The following is a 20,710-nucleotide window of genomic DNA, read 5'->3' as shown; positions in this document are numbered from 1 at the left end:
TAGTGTATAGGAGAAGTTATATGAATAAGGAATTATTAAGAAAACTACCTAAGATAGATGAACTTTTAAAACTTCAATCAGTAAATAAGTTAATAGAAGAAAATTCTAGAACCATAGTTTTAGAATCCTTAAGGGAAGCCATAGAATTTTATAGAAATGGGATATTAAAGGGTAGTGTGGAAAGTTTAAATACAGAACAAGTGTTAGATTTTGCAATTCATACCCTAGAAAGCAAAAACAAAATGCATCTAGAAAGGGTTATAAATGCCACAGGAACTGTTATACATACTAATTTAGGCCGTTCTCTTTTGGGGAAAAAAGCCATCAAAAATGTGATAACAGTGGCAGGTAGCTATAATAATTTAGAGTATGACATAGAAAGTGGAAAAAGAGGTTCTAGATATTCTCATATAGAAGAAATCATTAAAAAGGTTACAGGAGCAGAGGCTGCCATGGTAGTAAATAACAATGCTGCTGCTATAATGTTAGTTCTAGATACTCTTGCAAAGGAAAAGGAAGTTATAGTTTCTAGAGGAGAACTAGTAGAAATAGGTGGTTCCTTTAGAATACCAGAAGTTATGAAGTTTAGTGGAGCTAAGCTTATAGAAATAGGAACTACTAATAGAACACATCTATATGATTATGAAAATAATATAACGGAAAATACAGGAGTGCTTCTAAAGGTTCATACCTCTAATTTTAAAGTTTTAGGTTTCACAGAAAGTGTGTCCCTAGAGCAACTTGTAGAACTGGGAGAAGAACATGAAGTTCCAGTAGTAGAGGATATAGGTAGTGGAGTTCTTATAGACTTTGGTAAATATGGTTTTACCTATGAACCTACCGTACAGGACAGTATAAAAAAAGGTATTGATGTAGTAACCTTTAGCGGAGATAAAATGCTAGGTGGCCCACAGGCAGGCATCATTGTTGGTAAAAAGAAATACATAGATAAGATGAAAAAAAATCAACTAACGAGGGCTCTAAGAGTTGATAAAATGACTTTGGCTGCATTAGAAGGTACTTTAAAATATTATGTAGATGAAAAAGAAGCTGTAGATAATATTCCATCTTTAAATATGATTTTAATGCCTAAGGAAGAAGTTAAGAAAAAATGCATACTTCTAAAGAGAAAACTGCAAAATAAGACTCAAGATTTTAAATTTTATATAGATAAGGGAGAATCAATGGTAGGTGGAGGGTCTATGCCTACAGAAAAAATTGAAACCTACGTAATTAAGGTAACCAGTGATAAATTTTCTCCAGTAGATATGGAGAGAAAACTCAGATTAGGAGAAACTCCATTAATAGCTAGGGTTTACAACGATGAACTAGTATTAGATGGGAGAACCTTATTTAAAGAAGATTTTGATGAAATAGTACAATGTTTTAAGGCTTTAGAGTAGACTAGATCAATCAGGTGGGTTACTACCTATCTGCTCTATTAGAAAATAGTTGCTTTGAAAGGATGAAGTTAAATAGATGAAGCATATAATCATAGGTACTGCTGGACATATAGATCATGGTAAAACTACCCTAATTAAAGCTCTTACAGGAAGGGAAACGGATACCTTACAAGAAGAAAAAAATAGAGGAATATCTATAAATTTAGGATTTACCTATTTTGACTTACCTTCAGGAAGAAGAGCAGGAATAATTGATGTACCAGGTCATGAAAAGTTTATTAAAAATATGCTAGCAGGAATAAGTAGTATAGATGTGGTGTTACTTGTAATAGCTGCAGATGAAGGAATAATGCCGCAAACCAGGGAACACTTTGAAATATTAAAGCTTTTAAATATAAAAAAAGGTATAGTAGTATTAACAAAGGCAGATTTAGTTGAAACTGATTGGTTAGACATGATAAAGGAGGACATAAAGGAAGAGTTTAGGGATACTTTCTTAGAAGATGCACCTATTCATGCAGTATCATCTAAGACTGAAATGGGCTTTGAAGAATTAATTAAGGATATAGATAAATTAACTGAAGAAGTAGAAGCAAAGGATACAGAAGGTCATTTTAGATTACCAGTAGATAGATCCTTTAGCATAAGTGGTTTTGGTACAGTAGTAACTGGAACTATAATAAGTGGAAAGGTATCTCTAGGTGATACCGTGGAGATATATCCAGGTAAGGTTAAAGCTAAGGTTAGAGGAATAAGAGTCCATGATGTGCCTTCAGATGTTGGAGAAGCAGGACAGCGTTGTGCAATAAATCTTGCAAATATTAAGGTGTCAGAGGTACAAAGAGGTAATGTAGTAGCTAAGGAAGATATTATGGAACCATCTTTAATCATAGATTGTAAGTTATACCATATAAAAACCGCTGAAAAATCTATAGTTAATAGACAAAGGGTAAGGTTATATCATGGTACAGAAGAAATAATCTGTAGAATTGTACCCTTAGATAAAGAAGAAATTAAACCTGGACAGTGGGCTTATGTTCAGCTTAGATTAGAAAAGCCTATTACAGCTCAAAGAAATGATAGATACATCATTAGAAGTTATTCTCCTATGAATACCATAGCAGGAGGAATAATAATAGAGCCTAATGCTAAAAAATCTAAGAAAATCACAGCAGAGTACTTAGAAGAATTAAAATTAAAAGAAAGTGGTAAATCCACAAATATTTTAGAAAATACAGTGAAAAATTTAAGTGATACTTATCCAGATACTTTAGCTATATTAAAGAGTCTAGGAAAAAATATGGATAAGATAGAAGAAGAGTTGGAAGTTTTAGAGACTGAAGGTAAGCTAATAAGACTAGGTGGAAAGGATAATAGTATATTCATTCACCAAGATTTCTTAAAGGATAAAACTAAGGAACTAAAAGTCTTATTGGAGAATTTCCATAAAAAGAATCCATTAAAATTTGGAATGTCTAAAGAGGAAGCTAAAAATAAAATATTTACTAAAAAATTAAAACAAAAGAATTATGATGAGATATTAAATATGTTAGTAGAGAAGAAAACAGTAAAAGTTAGTGAGAAGTTTATAGCTTTATATGATTTTAATGTAACCTTGAATAAAGAGCAGGAAAGAATGAAGAACTTTATAATAAATGAATATAAAAAGTTAAAATTTACTCCACCTAAGTATGTAGACTTAGCACAGGTGGAAAAAGATAAAGTTGGCTTTAAGATGGTATATGAACTTCTACTAGATGAGGAAATTTTAATTAAATTAAATGAAGACTGCACTCTACTTAAGGAAGATTATGAAGAAGCTAAGGATAAGATAAGGAATTGTATCCTTGAAAATGGCTCTATATCAGCAGCTATAGCTAAAGAGCTTCTTGAAAGCAACAGAAAATATACTATTACTATTTTAGAACACCTAGATAGTATAAAATTCACTAAACGTGTAGAAAATGATAGAGTAATGTATTAATAGTGAAAAAAATCAAGTATTGATGATATTGATACTTGATTTTTTATCTATTACATCTTATAATACCAAGTGTAGGAAGTAATATGGGAGTAGATAGGTGCTGGTGTGCCTGCCGGTCTTCAAAACCGAGTTGCCGTGCTAAGACCACGACGGGTGAGTTCGATTCTCACATATTCCCGCCAAAGTAATATAGGGACTTGAAAGTTAATAATAGAACTTTCAAGTCCTTTTGTTTTATGGTTTTAAAATATAAATTTTCGTGAAATTTTCCTGTTATTCAAAATAAATACTTATAAAAATACATAGATTGAAAGAAAAGTATATATAAAATAAACACCCGCAAACCCGCATGAACAGAACAACTATTTAAATAGTTATATAGTTTTATATTTAAATAGTTTCCTATGAAAATATAAAAATAGTCATATACTTCATATACAACTATTTCTATATTTATATAGTTTATATTAGTTGGGCAGTTGAAGCTATGATTTTAGTTTGGGTTATATTTTTTAATAAAGATATGTAAAATGCAAAACTTATGAAAAGAAACTCAATTTAGAACTAGAGAAAAAGGTTCAGGAAAGCACAAAGAAATTAAATGATTTGATAAATAAAGATGTGGTTGCCGGATTACATAGCAGAAAAAATATATATAAATTGATTATAAAACAATTTAAAAAGTTATAATTTTATCCATAAAATTGAATTGTAACTTCTTACTTTGGCAATGATATTACAGGGTGATATTATGGATAAATCAATGATTCAGATATGCATAGCAGCAATTTTTGGATGTACTATATATTTTTTATACAGCTACATGGGAATTTTTCCAGCTGCAGGGTTTATAATAATTCATATGATTCTATTTAAAAAAGATTTTAAGAGACCCCTGACTTTTATAGTTATGGGGTTTTCTATGTTGTTTTTTGTAAACTGCATTATATACTTTTATGGTGTACAGTTAGGGGAAAATGTTAAGTGTAGAATAGTAGATGAAGGTAAGGATTATTACATTGGTAGTCTGCAAAATAGAAGAATTAAAATTTTTCCTAAGAACAAAAATATTCAATTGGGAAGGCAGTACATATTAAAGGGTGAATTTCATAGAAAGGTAGAATATAGTAAAGGAATTGTAGGAGATTATAACATAATAGATTCTAAGCCTTTAAAGGAAGACTTAATATACAAGGGATACATGCTAAAAGGCCAACTCTATCAAAAGCTTCTAACCTTTACAGATGAAGAGGGAGCTGCCATAATTTTAGCAGTAAGTGGTGGAGATGATAGTTATATTGATTATGATAAAAGGGAAGAATTTAGTGTTTTAGGTATATCTCATATAATAAGTGTATCAGGACTTCATGTATCTCTAATTTATCAAGTACTTCAAGGTATAATTGGATATAAGCTAGCATTAGTAGTGCTTTTCTTTTATGTAATATTTACTGGAGGAAAAAGTTCTACCTTTAGAGCCTTCATAATGATACTTTTACTAGTATTAGGCCCTAAGGTGAAAAAGACCTATGAAGGCGTATCAGTCCTAGCTTTTGCAGCATTTTTGTTATTGTTAATAAAACCTTACTACATATTAGATATAGGCTATGTTCTAAGCTTTTTAGCTGTACTAGGAATTTTCACTTTAAATAATAAGATTAAAAGAAAGTTTTATAAGTTACCAGATTTCATAGCTTCATCTCTTAGTTTAACTCTTAGCTCCATGATTTTTACTACACCTTATATAATAATGAGATTTAATACTGTGAGTTTAGGTGGTTTCATTTCTAATTTATTATTAATTCCATTTTACACATTTTTATTGGTTTTAGGTAATTTACTATTTCTATTTATTAAGATTCCAACATTCTTTAATCTTTTATCTCTCATTACAAACTCGGTACTACTTATAATTAATACCATGGAGGAATTCTTAGTAAATCTTTTACCAGCTCCCTTAGAGTTTACCTACATGGAAGGGGTTATGATTCTCATATTATACCTAAGTTATATTCTTATAAGAAGAGGAGTGAAATCTTTGAGATATTTGCCCATACTACTATTTCTTTTCACCATAAAGGAACAATACATAATTTACCCGGAAATAAATTTAATAGCTGGTAAAAAGTCTGATATTGTAGAAATAAACTATGGTACTAGAAAAGTATTAGTAAGTCCGCAAAAGGTAAAGTTAAAATATGTATATGAAAATTATAAGGGATTAGATAGAATTTATGATGAATTTGAAGAAGATATGATCTTAAAACTTTCAAAGAGTTGTAGTATAGATATAAAGGATAAGGATGGAAATTTAGCTTTATCCATAAATCACAGAGGGAAAATTAGTAATATAACTATAGATAAGGAATATGAAAAAGAAACTCTTCAATGTTGTTATAAAAGCAATTCTTCATCAACAAGTCCAAACTGTGATATAATAAGGATTAATAGAAAAAGAGAAGAAATTAATCTAGGACATTATTATGAAAGCTATAAACTCATAGGCGGAAAAGTATATCATAATTATGTTCACTAGAATAAACAAAGAAATCATTATCTAGGGACGTAGCCGCTCTTTACTCCCACTTTGAAGAAGGTGGGAGTATTAGAGCTGGTAGTCATCGGATTAACAGAGTTCTTAGCTTCTCTGAAGCTTTAGAAATCGTTATCCAGGGACGTAGCGGCTCTTTACTACCACTCTAAAGAAGGTGGGAGTATTAGAGCTGGTAGTCATCGGATAAATATTATGTTGAATTAAAGAGTGGAGGTATTTTCTTTGATAACCTTAGAACAGCTTGAAAAAGACTTAAAAGAAAATAAACTAAAAAATTGTTATATACTTTGCGGTTCTGATGAAGGACTTATAAAGACAGCTATAAAAAAAATGAGAAATTTAAAAATAGATGAAAGTTTTGCTGATTTTAACTATACTAAAATTTCGGGAGATAAATTAGATATAGATGCATTAATAAATAATTGCGAGACTATACCGTTTATGAGTGAATATAGAATGGTAGAAATCTTTAGAGCTAATTTCTTAAGAGATAAGGGAGAAGATAAGGGAAAGTATATAGATAATCTTAGAAACTATATAAAGGACATTCCTCCCTATACCTTTTTAATTATGTATTATGTCTTTGAAGATGATAGAGAAAAACTTAGTAATAAGGTGAAAAAACTTCAAAATCTATGTGAAGTTGTAAAGGTTGATAAGCTAAAGGGCATGGGACTTCAAAGCAAAGTAAAAGATATGTTTGAAGAAAAGGGAAAGTCCATAGGAAAAAGTGAGCTTGGATACTTTTGTTCCATCATTGAGAATAACATGAACATAGTGGATAACGAGATAGAAAAGCTTATTTTATACACTGAGGAAAGGGCAATAACTAGAGAAGATATAATAAAGATGTCTCCCTATGAAAAGGAAAATGATATATTTAATTTGGTATCCTATCTCTCAGAAAGAAATATAAAGGCAGCCATAGACACTTTAAATCAATTAATATATAGAGGTGAAAAACCGCCTAAAATTTTATCTATGATAGAGCGTCAATTTAAGCTTTTGTTTGCTATAAGGATAAAGATTGGAAAGGGCATTAGAAAAGAAGACATAGTAAAGGAATATAACTTAAATCCATATATTGCAGATAAGATGATAATACAAAGCAAGAAGTTTTCTCAGGAAGCACTAAAGAATAATATAGAAAGCTGTCTTGAAACGGAAAGTGAAATTAAAAGCAAATCTGTAGATCAAAAGAATGCCATTGAAATGCTTATGGTAAAAACTATGATGAATAAATAAAAAGGTAAAATATAAAATTTAATAAATGCAAAAAAATAAATAACCGGTGGAAACACCGGTTTATTTATTAAGCAGATAATCCATTTAATTTAGCTGCTAATCTTGATTTTTTCTTAGCTGCTTTATTCTTATGTATTATGCCTTTAGAAGCAGCCATATCAAGGGCTTTAACTACATTTTTAAAGTTTTCTTGAGCAGCAGCAACGTCATTGCTAGCTAGAACAGCTTCAAATTTCTTTATAGTTGTCTTTAAAGAAGACTTTATCATAGTGTTTCTCATAGTTTTAGCTTGAGTAACTTTGATTCTTTTTTTAGCTGACTTAATGTTTGCCATTATTAATTCACCCCCTTGTAGTTTTATCAATCTCTCAGCGGCAGCTTTGGGGAAGTCTGCTTACGAGTTTCATATAACAAAAGCTATTATAACATTAAATTTTGCGTACTTCAAGTAGAATTTACCTTTAACATATTAGTATATGAAAGAAACTTTGGGAAAAGATAAATATACAGGCTAATGCATATAGAAATGATATGAAAAATACCATAAATGAGGTGTAATAATTATGATGAAAGAAAGCAAGGCTAAAGATAAAGAAGAGGTAGTTTACAGTGTTAGGACAGATTTAGCTTTAGAAGCTAAAGAGATTTATAGTGAAAATAATCCTGGAAAATTATCAGGCGTAAAATCAGAGGAATACATAGACAAAAATGTTAGGGTTACTGCTGTAAAAATATTAGATGAAGAGGGAGCTAAAAACATAGGAAAACCTATAGGTGAATATATAACCTTAGAGTTTCCAGAGTTCGTATACTATGATGGTCAGAGGATAATAGATGTAAGTGAAGTTATGGCCAAGGGGTTATCAAAATTAATAGATTTAAAAGAAGATATGGTAGCTTTAGTAGTAGGTTTAGGTAACTGGAACATCACCGCTGATGCCGTAGGACCAAAGGTAGTGTCAAAAATAATGATAAGTAGACATTTAAAGGAATATGTGCCAGATAGCATTGATGAAGGTGTAAGACCAGTATGTGCTATATCTCCAGGTGTTTTAGGGCTTACAGGTATGGAAACCAGTGAAATTATAAAGGGTATAGTAGATAAGGTAAAACCTAGTATCATAATTTGTATAGATGCTCTTGCCTCTAGGAAAACACAGAGAGTAAATAGAACTATACAGCTAGGTAATACAGGTATATCTCCAGGAGCAGGAGTAGGAAATAGAAGATTAGAACTTAGTGAGAAGACTCTAGGAGTGCCTGTAATAGCAATAGGAGTACCTACAGTGGTAGATGCAGGAACCATAGCAAATGACACCATAGACTTAGTCTTAGAAAGCTTAATTAAGTCTTCGACTAAGGGTGGTGCCTTCTACACAATGCTTAAGGAAGTAGATAGAGATGAAAGACAAACTTTGATTAGAGAGGTCTTAGATCCAGAATTAGGTGGTATGGTAGTAACTCCTAAAGATATAGATAAAGTAATAGATAGTGTATCTAAAATAATTGCAAATGGCATTAATATATCTCTTCAACCAGCTTTAACTTTAGATGATATAAACACATATTTAAACTAAAGTAATAAAATTTATTCCCCCCTCATATAAATTATTAGAGTAATTAATTATACCTAAGTATAACTCAAACAGGGGGGGATACAGTGAATAACAAAAGTAGGACAAATGCTGGAAAGTATTGCGCTAGAGCTATCCTTGCTATAATAGCAGTAGTCATGGTAATATCTATGGGTTTAAATAGATCTACACAAGCATTAGATGATGATAACTTACAAAGCATTAATAGAACAAATTTCTTTATGAAGCTAATTGGAGAAAGTGTCAGTGCTTTAAAGCCAGCTGTAAATAGGGATGATACCACATTTGTAGGTAACTTCACATTGAATCCTTTGGACATAGTTAGAAAGGAAATAAGTTTTTTAGATGAAGAAAACTTAAAGGATAAAACTGCTATAGAAAATGTGAAGGAACATGCTAAGGTAGCAGAAAAAATTACAATAAATCCTTTTGAACTAAAAGATACTGACATAAATAAATTTGAAGAAGGGGTAGACGTAGTTGGTAACCCAGAAGATAATTCTAAAAAGAAGATATTAATATATCATACTCATACTAATGAAGCTTATGCAGAAGGCAATGATGGTTTATCTACTACTGTAGCAGGAGTCGGAGATGTTCTTACTTCTGAACTAGAAAAGTTAGGCTTTACAGTTGTACATGATAAAACAATACATGATAAGGCTGATTATAATAGAGCTTATCATGCATCTAGGGAAACAATAAGTAAAAATATAAGTAATTATGGAGAGTTTGATTTAATAATAGACCTTCATAGAGACGGTGGACCTAAAAAGGAGTCTGTTACCGGGAACATAGGGGGAGAAGATGTTGCTAAGCTTGTTTTAGTAACAACTACACAGGATCCTAAATATCCTCAACACATAAATAATATTAAGTCTATAGTAGATATAGCAAATGAGCTTTATCCTGGATTATATAGAGATAAAGGTATAATAGCTTATGATCATGGAGGCATTTTATTTTATAACCAAGATCTAAGTGATAATGCAATACTTATGGAGGTTGGAGCAGATACAAACAACTTACAAGAAGCAAAAAACTCTATGAAATGCATGAGTAGAGTTTTTGCACAGTATTTAAATTCAAAATAAATAAAATAGATTAAGAGGAGCTCAAAAAGGCTCCTTTTTTGTTCAATGGGGTAATTTTGCCTAAGGAAATCAAAGATTTAGAGTGTCATTTTGGAATAAAATCGTAAGAAAAAGTACATCATTAAGTGTGAGGTGCTTTTTTATTTTGTGTACCTATAGGTAAAGGAGAAAAGAAAAATGAATAGTAAGATATTAAGAACAGGAATATGCAAGTTTTTAATAATAATTTCAGTAGGGTTTATGATATATGGAATTTTAATGGTAAATATGAATCTACCTCAGGTGGTGAGGCAAAACTCTAGTTTTTATGTGAGTTGTAATGAGAACTCATCAAAGGTTAATATAAATATAGGAAATTTTAATATAATTCTTAATGGTGAACCCTTTAAGAACTTTGTTAAAGGTACTAAGGTTATAGGAGATACTATTAAGGAGCTAATATTGCCATCAAATGAAACTTAAAAAGTTAACATTATAAAGTGTATTGACAATAAACCTTTATGTTATGGTATAATTTATGTTGGTTTATTATCTAACTTAGTATAGTTGATAATTAGATTAGGCATCTGAAAATAAATAACAATTCAAAGATGGAAAGTATATTTTGAGTTAGACAAGGAAACAGGTTCCGCAGATAGTAGCACTATCTAAGGGTTCTGTTGACGCAGTATAACACAAAATAAACGAGCATTCTGACTTATTTATTTTTTGAAGATGCCTTAGAAGAGTGACTTTAATAAAGAGTTAATATAAATTTACGGGGGTAGTTGAGTAGATGCAAACTAACAGACAAAAACATATAAGAAATTTTTCTATAGTAGCACATATAGATCATGGTAAATCTACTTTAGCAGATAGATTACTTGAGAAAACAGGTACTTTAACAGCTAGAGAAATGGAAGAGCAAGTACTAGACAATATGGAACTAGAAAGAGAAAGAGGAATTACAATCAAGGCTCAAGCAGCAAGACTTATACATAGAACAGAAGAGGGAGAAGAATATATTCTAAACCTAATAGATACTCCAGGTCACGTAGACTTTAACTATGAGGTTTCTAGAAGTTTAGCAGCTTGTGAAGGAGCTGTATTAGTTGTGGATGCAACTCAAGGTATACAAGCACAAACCCTTGCAAACTGCTACTTAGCCTTAGACCATAACTTAGAAATTGCTCCAGTTATAAATAAAATAGACCTTCAAAGTGCAAGACCTGATGAGGTTAAGCAAGAAATCGAAGATGTTATTGGAATTCCAGCAGATGATGCACCATTAATATCTGCTAAGACGGGATTAAATATAGAAGATGTAATTAAAACTGTAATAGATAAAGTTCCAGCACCAGAGGGAGATGAAGAAGCTCCTCTTAAGGCTTTAATCTTTGACTCTTACTATGATTCCTATAAAGGGGTAGTAACCTATATAAGAGTGTTTGACGGAGTAGTAAAGCCAGGAACTAAGATTAAACTAATGAATACTAATAAAGTATATGACGTAACAGAGGTTGGAGTATTTACTCCAGGGCCATTGAAGGTGGATGAACTTAGAGCAGGAGATGTTGGATATTTAAGTGCAGCAATTAGAAATGTAAAAGATGCTAGAGCTGGAGATACTATTACAGAAGCTAATAGACCTACAGCAGAATCACTAGAAGGATATAGACCAGCTATACCTATGGTATTTAGTGGTATATACCCTGTAGATGGAGCTAAATATGAAACTTTAAAGGAAGCTCTTGAGAAGCTACAGCTTAATGATGCGGCATTATCCTTTGAACCAGAGACTTCTATAGCTCTAGGCTTTGGATTTAGATGTGGATTCTTAGGATTACTTCACATGGAGATAATTCAAGAGAGAATAGAGAGAGAGTTTAACCTAGACATAATCACCACTGCACCATCGGTTGTTTACAAGGTAGCTAAAACTGATGAAGAAATTATAGAGATTACAAACCCAACTAACCTACCTGAGCCAAGTGAAATATCTTACATGGAAGAGCCAGAAGTAAAGGCTTCAATAATATCGCCTTCAGAATATGTAGGAGCAATCATGGAGTTATGCCAAGAGAAGAGAGGAACCTTCATAGATATGCAATACATTGAAGAAACAAGGGTTGTAATTAACTATGATATTCCACTTAATGAAATAGTATATGATTTCTTTGATGCTTTAAAATCAAGAACTAGGGGTTATGCATCCTTTGACTATGAGCTTAAAGGATATAAGAGAACTCAACTTGTTAAGCTTGATATACTTCTTAATGGAGATATAGTGGATGCCTTATCTATGATAGTTCCAGCAGATAGAGCTTATCACAGAGGCAGATCTATGGTAGAGAAACTTAAGGAAATAATTCCAAGACAAATGTTTGAAATTCCAATTCAAGCAGCCATAGGAGCTAAAATAATAGCTAGAGAAACAGTAAAAGCAATGAGAAAAGACGTACTTGCTAAATGTTATGGTGGAGATATCTCAAGAAAGAAAAAACTTCTTGAAAAACAAAAAGAAGGTAAGAAGAGAATGAGACAAGTAGGAAGCGTTGAAGTTCCACAAGAAGCATTCATGGCGGTACTTAAAGTTGACTAATTAGTAGTGCCTAAAATAAATTAATTAATATATTAATATTATGAAAATTCTTCGCAATGACAATAGGTAATCGGCGTAGAAACAATCATAAATTTGATTTTAGAAATTCTTAGACGTAGCGTTATAAAATTACCGTAATTCTTGCCACGACGGCAAGAGCCGAACCCTGAGCCATGACGGCGAATGGTGAGGGTAGGTAGTTTTATAAAAGCGAAGACTTAGAATTTCTTAATCAAATTTAGTTTCCTAGCGATTAACCTTGTCATGGAGAAGAATTTTCAGAAGTTAATAAAGTGTATATAAAAGGAGAAGAAAAATGGACACAGTAGGATTATATATTCATATACCCTTTTGTAAGATGAAATGTCATTACTGTGATTTTCCTTCCTATAGTGGTAAAGAAAGTTTAATGATAGATTATGCTAAGGCATTGAGTGAAGAAATTAAACTTTCTTGCCAGGATAAAATTATAAGTACAATATTTATAGGTGGGGGTACTCCCACCTATTTGTGTATTGAAGGATGGAAAATTATAGAAAAATCCATAAGAGGATTAAATAGAATAGATGAAGGTTTTGAGTTTACAGTAGAAGGAAATCCTAAAACCTTTAATGAGGAGCAATTAAAAACTTTTAAAGCTATGGGGGTAAATAGAATTTCTATGGGACTTCAAGCTGTGCAACAGTGTCACCTTACATCACTAGGAAGAATCCATTCCCTTGAGGATTTTAAACATAGTTATGAAATGTTAAGAAATTTTGGTTTTAATAATATAAATGTAGATTTAATGTTTGGACTTCCAAATCAAAGTATAGATCAGTGGAAGGAAACGTTAAGTAAGGTGGTGGAGTTAAAGCCAGAGCATATATCTTGTTATAGTTTAATTATAGAAGAAGGAACTAAGTTTTCTAATCTTTATGAAAAGGATAAATTAATTTTACCTAGTGAAGATGTGGAGAGAGATATGTATGCTGAAGCTATTAACTTTTTAGAGGTACAAGGATATCATCAATATGAGATTTCAAATTTTGCAAAGGAGGGATTAGAGTGTAAGCACAATAAAATATATTGGAATTTAGAAAGTTATATTGGTTGTGGTTCATCTTCTCATTCCTATGTCAATGGTGTTAGGTATAGAAATGAAGAAAAAATAGAAACCTATATTATGTCTATGGAAAATAAAAAGTCTGCAGTGGTGGAGAGTAATGCAAATTCCTTAAAGGATGATATAGAAGAGTTTATGTTCCTAGGATTAAGAAAAATAGAAGGCATTAGCATAGAAGAATTTAATAGAAGGTTTAATATCTCCGTTTTCGAAAAATACAAAGAAGTTATAGATAAGCATGTAAAGTTAAATTTATTAATTTTAAAAGGAGATAGACTATTTCTTACTAAAAGGGGGATAGAGCTCAGCAATCAAGTAATGGTGGATTTTATCCTATGACTACCACCTTCTAACACTCCCATCTTCTTAAAAGTGGGAGTGAAGAGCTGTTACGTGCCTGGATAACTATTTCCCATAAAGGACAACGACTTCTAAGTATCAAAAATACTCATACTGAGAACCCTGTTAATTTTGTAAATAATTTATGAATCATATTGACATTAAATTTTATAAATGATATATATTAAATATAGTCATTAGCACTCGTAAGTAGTGAGTGCTAACAAAGAGGTGATAAGATGGATATGGATGAAAGAAAGATTAAAATCTTACAGGCTATAATAAATGATTATATAACTTACGGAGAACCTGTAGGTTCAAGAACCATATCTAAAAAATACGATTTAGGAATAAGTTCGGCGACTATTAGAAACGAAATGGCTGATCTTGAAGAAATGGGATTTTTAGAACAACTACATTCATCCTCTGGAAGACGACCTTCTGATAAGGGTTATAGACTTTATGTAGATAGACTTATGACCCCTAGCAGACTTACAGAAGAAGAGCATGAAACTATAAGACATGACCTGATAAAGGACACATCTATTAGTGAAATAGATAGTATTATTAAGGGTGCTATAGACGTACTTTCTAATATTACTAGACTAACTTCTGTAGTGAAAGTTGCTCCTGTTAAAAAGTCTAGTATTAAGTATATAAAGTTATTAGCTATAGAAAACAACATAATTTTATCTACCATAATAACAGACAATGGCAATATAAAAAATAATACTATTAGAGTAACAAATCCAGTAGATGATAATAAGCTAATAAAAGTCAATAATGCTCTTAATAGACTACTTGTAGGAATTAGCATAGAACAAATAACTTTAGATTTCCTTGTTAATTTAAAAAATGAATTAGTTGGTTACGAAGAGATATTTGATAGTATAATTCCTGTACTTCATGAAACACTAGTGTTGGGAGATTCTGGTGAAATTTATACTAAGGGTGCTACAAATATATTTAACTATCCTGAATATAATAATATCGATAAAGCAAAGGCGTTTTTAGGATTAGTAAATAATGAAGAAAACCTAAATGAAATTCTTAGCAAAGGAAATAAAGATTCTTTATTTATTAGTATAGGAGAAGAAAACTTTGTAGAGTGTGCTAAGGAGTGCAGTATAATCACTGCTAGCTATACTTGTAATGGCCGTATCATGGGTACTATAGGAGTTATAGGACCTACAAGAATCCATTATGATAGAGTTATAGCTGTTCTTGATACTGTGGTTAATGAGATAAACGACAAGATTTCTAGCATATATGATCCAGATTAACTATGGGTTTATATATATTCAAAATTCAAAGTAAATGAGATAAGCATTTAGATTGGAGGAAAGAGCATTGCAAAATAATATGGAAGAAAACCAAGAGCTAGATAAAAAAGATATGGAAGATAATGCGGATGAAGTTTTAGAAAATGACCCTTCTGAAAAAATTCAAAATGAAGAGGAAAGCACTTCCGGTGAAGAAACCTCAGAGGTTAAAGAGGAAGATGAGAAGGAAGATGAAATGAAAAAATTCAGAAATCGCAAAGAAGAAATTAAAGAGCTAAAAGAAGAAAATGATTCTTTGAAAGATAAATTATTAAGAACTGTCGCTGAATATGATAACTTTAGAAAAAGAACTTCTAAGGAAAAGGAAAATATATATACAGAGGCCTGTGCTGATGTATTAAAGGAAATACTACCGGTGTTAGACAATTTAGAAAGAGCTGTTGCAGTAGATGGTAGTGCAGAAGATCTTAAAAAAGGTATTGAATTAACTATAAATCAGTTTACAGCTTCCTTTGAAAAGCTAGGAGTTGAAGAAATCTCATCTGATGGAGAATTTGACCCTAACTTCCACAATGCAGTAATGCATGTAGAAGATGAAAACTTAGAAAAAAATCAAGTAGCTGAAGTATTCCTAAAGGGATATAAAAAAGGAGATAAAGTATTAAGACATAGTATGGTTAAAGTAGCAAATTAATCTATGCTTTAGAAAAGTTGCAATCATTAATTAAAAATAAATGTATATAGTAAATTAGAACAAATTAAATGTATTAATTTATAGGAGGAAATTACAATGGCAAAAATAATAGGAATTGATTTAGGAACAACAAACTCTTGTGTATCAGTTATGGAAGGTGGAGATCCAGTTATAATACCAAATTCAGAAGGTGCTAGAACTACTCCATCAGTAGTATCTTTCTTACAAGATGGTGAAAGACTTGTTGGTCAAGTAGCAAAAAGACAATCAATAACAAACCCAGATAAAACTATAATCTCAATTAAAAGAGAAATGGGAACAAATCATAAAGTAAATATAGATGGAAAAGAATATACTCCACAAGAAATATCAGCAATGGTACTTCAAAAATTAAAAGCTGATGCTGAAGCTTACTTAGGAGAAACAGTTACAGAAGCTGTTATCACAGTTCCAGCATACTTCAATGATAGCCAAAGACAAGCAACTAAAGATGCAGGAAGAATTGCAGGTCTTGATGTTAAGAGAATTATAAACGAGCCAACAGCTGCATCTCTTGCTTATGGTCTTGACAAAATGGATACAAACCAAAAAATATTTGTATATGACCTTGGTGGTGGTACTTTCGACGTATCTATCTTAGAACTTGGAGATGGAGTTTTCGAAGTTAAATCTACAAATGGAGATACTCGTCTTGGTGGAGATGACTTTGACCAAAAAGTTATGGATTATATAGCTGAAACTTTCAAAGCTTCTAATGGAATTGATTTAAGAAATGATAAAATGGCACTTCAAAGATTAAAAGAAGCTGCTGAAAAAGCTAAAATAGAATTATCATCTTCTACTCAAACAAACATTAATCTTCCATTCATCACAGCTGATGCTACAGGTCCAAAACATATAGACATGAACCTAACAAGAGCTAAATTCAATGAATTAACTCATGACTTAGTACAAAGAACTATTGAGCCAATGAGAAAAGCTCTTAACGATGCTGATCTTTCAATAGGAGAAATAGATAAAGTTGTATTAGTTGGTGGATCTACAAGAATTCCAGCTGTTGTAGAAGCTGTTAAAAACTTTACAGGAAAAGAGCCATCAAAAGGAGTTAACCCTGATGAATGTGTTGCAGCAGGTGCAGCTATTCAAGGTGGAGTTTTAACAGGGGATGTTAAAGATGTATTACTTCTTGACGTTTCACCATTAACATTAGGAATTGAGACTTTAGGTGGAGTTGCTACTCCATTAATCGAAAGAAATACAACAATTCCAACTAAGAAAAGCCAAGTATTCTCAACTGCAGCAGACGGTCAAACATCTGTTGAAATTCACGTAGTTCAAGGTGAAAGACAAATGGCAGCTGATAACAAAACTTTAGGAAGATTTACTCTTTCTGGAATTGCAGCAGCTCCAAGAGGAATTCCTCAAATCGAAGTTACTTTTGATATAGATGCTAACGGAATAGTTAAAGTTTCAGCTAAGGATAAAGGAACTGGAAAAGAAGCTAATATCACTATAACAGCTTCAACTAACTTAAGCGATGATGAAATCCAAAATGCAGTAAATGAAGCAGAAAGATTTGCAGAAGAAGATAAGAAGAGAAAAGAATCTATAGAAGTTAAAAACACTGCAGACCAAATGGTTTACCAAACAGAAAAAACTTTAGCTGACCTTGGAGATAAAGTTTCTGCTGATGATAAAGCTAAGGTAGAACAAAGAATTCAAGTATTAAAATCAGTTAAAGACGGAGAAGATATAGAAGCTATTAAAAAAGCTACAGAGGAATTAACACAAGAATTCTACGCTGTATCTTCAAAGGTATACCAAGCTGAAGGCGGTCAACCAGGTGCAGAAGGTTTTGATCCAAACAACATGGGTGGAGCAGCAGGAGCAGGAGCTCAAGATGCACCACATGATGACAATGTTGTAGATGCAGATTTTAAAGTAGATGGAGAATAATATTCATTAAATAGGTTAAGGGATGATGAAACACTCATCCCTTAATTTAAGTGACTATCTAAATCTATGATTTATCAATGAGAAGTTAAGTGACATACCAAATTTAAATTTGGTAGTGGAACTTACTCATTTGAACGTAAGTGAAAAGGAGTTTCCTTTTACACAAACCCATGTGAAAAGGAGTTTCCTTAAAATTGATTATATATTAAATTTTAATATTTACATTAATACATGGTTGCAATTATACATAATATATTTTAATATATTAATCGAAGTAAAATAGGTGGTGAATTTTAAATATGGCTAATAAAGATTATTATGAAGTACTTGGCATAGATAAAAGTGCCAGTGATGATGAGATAAAAAAAGCTTTTAAAAAGGCTGCTTTAAAGTATCATCCAGATAGAAATCAAGGAAATACTGAAGCAGAAGAAAAGTTTAAAGAGATAAATGAAGCATATCAAGTTTTATCAGACCCAGAGAAGAAACAGAGATATGATCAATTTGGTACAGCTGACTTTAATGGAGCCCAAGGTTTTGATGGATTTGATTTCGGTGGAGGCTTTGGAGGCTTTGGAGATATTTTTAGCGATATCTTTGGTGGAGGATTTTCATCTTCTTCTAATAGAAATGCTCCAAGAAAGGGTGCAGATTTAGAATTTAATTTAAATTTAACCTTTGAAGAGGCTGTATTTGGCTGTGAGAAGGAAATTAAGGTTACTAGAAGAGAAAAGTGTGAAACTTGTGGAGGTACAGGAGCTAAAAAAGGTACTACTCCTAAAACTTGCTCTAAGTGTAGTGGTAGAGGTAAGATAAATGTTCAAAGAAGAACTCCATTAGGAGTAATTTCTACAACTGCAACTTGTGATGCTTGTGGAGGTAAAGGTACTATAATAGAGGAGTCCTGTTCAACTTGTAGAGGAACTGGTAAAGAAAGAAAAACTAGAAATTTAAAAGTGAATGTTCCAGCAGGGGTAGATACAGGAAATGTAATGCCGCTTAGAGGACAAGGTGAAGCAGGAGAAAATGGAGGTCCAGCAGGAGATCTTTATATAAATATAAGAGTTACATCTCATAATATATTTAAACGTAAAGGCTTTGATATCCATATGGAAACTCACATATCCTTTGCAAAGGCTGCCCTTGGTACAGATATAAAAGTTCCAACAGTAGATGGAGATGTTACTTACAAGGTTCCAGCAGGTACTCAACCTGGAACTGTATTTAGGCTAAAAGCTAAGGGGGTTCCTAGAGTTAACTCAGCAGGTAGAGGAGATCACTATGTTAAGGTAATAGTAGATGTACCAAAATCTTTAAGTGAAAAACAAGAAGAAGCCCTAAGAATGTTTATGGAAGCTAGTGGAGAAGCACCAGAAACCACCGTGGAAAAGAAAAAACATAAAAAGGGAATATTCGGTAAATAATAAAAGTAACAATAAGGTAATCTATAATGAAGTAAAATAGCTAAAGTCTTGTAATAGTTAAGTATAAGACTTTGGCTATTTTTAATGGTATAAGTATTGACCAAAGATAAGTTCAATTAATGACAAAATGAAAATAGAGATAACTATATGAATATTTCTAAAGTTTAATAATTGACTTTATTAGACGAAATATTTATAATATCACTGTAGAATTTAATGGTATTTTAGGGTTTATTGCACTTTGATTGATAGAAATGTAGAAGTAAAATTTATTGGTGATAGTAAACCTTTTATTCATGTTAAAATTATGTTACATTCTACAAAATCATAAGATATAATTTTAATATAAAGGGTGGAGGCAATAACATGAAAATCGAAAAACAAAAGATCTATGACTTTACCATTGATACCTTTTATGACATCATTGGTAGTATACTTTATGCCGCGGGTATTTATACCTTTGCATTATCAGCTAACTTTGCACCTGGTGGAATTTCAGGTTTATCAATAATTATAAATCATTTTACTAAAATACCAATAGGTACATGTAGTTTACTACTTAACATACCAATTATAATAATAAGTTATAAAGTATTGGGAAAATGGTTTTTAGTTAAATCTCTAAAAACAATGGTTATTTCAGCTTTCTTTATGGACATGGTATTTCCACTTTTCCCAATCTATTCAGGGAATCCTTTACTTGCAGCTGTTTTTGCAGGAGTTTTATCAGGAGCGGGACTAGCACTGATTTATATGAGAAATTCATCTACTGGTGGAACAGACTTCTTAATTCTATCTGTAAGAAAAAAAACACCTCATTTATCTATTGGACAAATTACTATTGCCATTGATGGTTGTGTTATCCTTCTAGGCGGATTAGTATTTGGAACTATTGATGCAGTATTATTAGGAATTATTATGACTATAGTTACCTCAACAATAATAGATAAGATTATGTCAGGTTTTGAAGCAGGAAAAATGGCTATGGTAATAACTAATCATGGAAAAGAAATAGCAGATGTTATTGGAAAGGAAGTTGGACGTGGAGTTACCATAATGAATGTTACTGGTGCTTTTTCAGGAGAAAGCCGTCAAATGCTAATGTGTGCATGTAGTAAATCTCAAGTATATAATTTGCGCAGAATTATAAGTACCATAGATCCAACTGCTATGACTATGATTTCTTCCTTCGATGAAGCCTTTGGTCTTGGATTTAAGGATAATATTATCGACTAAGGCTCTTTGGAACATTAAAGCAATAAAATTAAAAGCTCAGAAAAAATATAGATAAAATAAAAACTCTTTCTTGCAATAGAAAAGGATTAACTATTGCAAAGAAAGAGTTATTTTGTTATTTTGTTATATGTAATATGTAATTACACAATAAAGATTATTTTGTTGTAATACCATAAACATCTTTTAAGTTAATGGCAATAATATTAACTGAAACCTA

15 protein-coding genes and 1 tRNA gene are annotated in these 20,710 nt (G+C 31.6%); 15 read left to right on the top strand and 1 reads right to left on the bottom strand.

Features of this window, described 5'->3' with window-relative positions:
• Positions 1–20 precede the first annotated feature (20 nt).
• From selA to holA, 5 genes are all read left to right on the top strand, one after another.
• Positions 21–1,403: an L-seryl-tRNA(Sec) selenium transferase gene (gene selA, locus ABDZ93_RS04160; protein ID WP_343823911.1), complete on the top strand. Its 1,383-nt coding sequence runs from the start codon at positions 21–23 to the stop codon at positions 1,401–1,403.
• 76 nt (positions 1,404–1,479) lie between these two features.
• A complete protein-coding gene (gene selB / locus ABDZ93_RS04155) occupies positions 1,480–3,387 on the top strand; it encodes a selenocysteine-specific translation elongation factor (RefSeq protein ID WP_343823909.1) in 1,908 nt (635 codons plus the stop codon).
• 85 nt (positions 3,388–3,472) lie between these two features.
• A tRNA-Sec gene (locus ABDZ93_RS04150) sits at positions 3,473–3,569 on the top strand.
• Positions 3,570–4,138: 569 nt separating this feature from the next.
• Positions 4,139–5,923 (top strand): ComEC/Rec2 family competence protein, encoded by a 1,785-nt coding sequence (locus ABDZ93_RS04145; RefSeq protein WP_343823907.1) that lies wholly within the window; start codon positions 4,139–4,141, stop codon positions 5,921–5,923.
• A gap of 240 nt (positions 5,924–6,163) precedes the next feature.
• Complete coding sequence (holA, locus tag ABDZ93_RS04140; RefSeq protein ID WP_343823906.1) at positions 6,164–7,186, top strand: DNA polymerase III subunit delta; 1,023 nt, start codon at positions 6,164–6,166, stop codon at positions 7,184–7,186.
• 67 nt (positions 7,187–7,253) lie between these two features.
• Here holA and rpsT read toward each other — a convergent pair whose 3' ends face one another.
• Positions 7,254–7,520, bottom strand: a complete 267-nt coding sequence (gene rpsT / locus ABDZ93_RS04135; protein ID WP_343823904.1) for a 30S ribosomal protein S20 — start codon at positions 7,518–7,520, stop codon at positions 7,254–7,256.
• A 229-nt stretch (positions 7,521–7,749) separates the two neighbouring features.
• On the opposite strand from rpsT, the gene gpr reads away from it, so the two are divergent.
• The 10 genes from gpr (at position 7,750) to ABDZ93_RS04085 (ending at position 20,493) form a co-directional block, all read left to right on the top strand.
• The gene (gene gpr, locus ABDZ93_RS04130; RefSeq protein ID WP_343823902.1) at positions 7,750–8,763 is read left to right on the top strand and encodes a GPR endopeptidase; all 1,014 of its coding nucleotides are present in this window, start codon (positions 7,750–7,752) and stop codon (positions 8,761–8,763) included.
• An 83-nt stretch (positions 8,764–8,846) separates the two neighbouring features.
• The gene (locus tag ABDZ93_RS04125) at positions 8,847–9,875 is read left to right on the top strand and encodes a stage II sporulation protein P (protein WP_343823900.1); all 1,029 of its coding nucleotides are present in this window, start codon (positions 8,847–8,849) and stop codon (positions 9,873–9,875) included.
• A 177-nt stretch (positions 9,876–10,052) separates the two neighbouring features.
• The gene (locus tag ABDZ93_RS04120) at positions 10,053–10,337 is read left to right on the top strand and encodes a hypothetical protein (protein ID WP_343823898.1); all 285 of its coding nucleotides are present in this window, start codon (positions 10,053–10,055) and stop codon (positions 10,335–10,337) included.
• A gap of 313 nt (positions 10,338–10,650) precedes the next feature.
• Positions 10,651–12,456 (top strand): translation elongation factor 4, encoded by a 1,806-nt coding sequence (gene lepA / locus ABDZ93_RS04115; protein ID WP_343823896.1) that lies wholly within the window; start codon positions 10,651–10,653, stop codon positions 12,454–12,456.
• A gap of 316 nt (positions 12,457–12,772) precedes the next feature.
• On the top strand, positions 12,773–13,900 hold the full coding sequence (gene hemW / locus ABDZ93_RS04110; RefSeq protein WP_343823895.1) for a radical SAM family heme chaperone HemW: 1,128 nt from the start codon (positions 12,773–12,775) through the stop codon (positions 13,898–13,900).
• Positions 13,901–14,145: 245 nt separating this feature from the next.
• Entirely contained in the window at positions 14,146–15,183 is a 1,038-nt protein-coding gene (gene hrcA, locus ABDZ93_RS04105; RefSeq protein ID WP_343824527.1) for a heat-inducible transcriptional repressor HrcA, read from the top strand.
• A 67-nt stretch (positions 15,184–15,250) separates the two neighbouring features.
• Positions 15,251–15,877 carry a nucleotide exchange factor GrpE gene (gene grpE / locus ABDZ93_RS04100; protein ID WP_343823893.1) on the top strand — a complete coding sequence of 209 codons (627 nt, stop codon included), beginning with the start codon at positions 15,251–15,253 and terminating at the stop codon, positions 15,875–15,877.
• Between the two features lie 96 nt (positions 15,878–15,973).
• Entirely contained in the window at positions 15,974–17,833 is a 1,860-nt protein-coding gene (dnaK, locus tag ABDZ93_RS04095) for a molecular chaperone DnaK (protein ID WP_343823891.1), read from the top strand.
• 299 nt (positions 17,834–18,132) lie between these two features.
• On the top strand, positions 18,133–19,257 hold the full coding sequence (gene dnaJ, locus ABDZ93_RS04090; RefSeq protein ID WP_343823889.1) for a molecular chaperone DnaJ: 1,125 nt from the start codon (positions 18,133–18,135) through the stop codon (positions 19,255–19,257).
• A 366-nt stretch (positions 19,258–19,623) separates the two neighbouring features.
• Positions 19,624–20,493 carry a YitT family protein gene (locus ABDZ93_RS04085; RefSeq protein ID WP_343823887.1) on the top strand — a complete coding sequence of 290 codons (870 nt, stop codon included), beginning with the start codon at positions 19,624–19,626 and terminating at the stop codon, positions 20,491–20,493.
• Positions 20,494–20,710: the final 217 nt, after the last annotated feature.

The sequence above is a fragment of the Clostridium subterminale genome, assembly GCF_039521425.1.
Classification (GTDB): domain Bacteria; phylum Bacillota; class Clostridia; order Clostridiales; family Clostridiaceae; genus Clostridium_J; species Clostridium_J subterminale.
The sequence above is the reverse complement of the archived record's forward strand: the minus strand, read 5'-3'. Positions and strand labels throughout refer to the sequence as shown.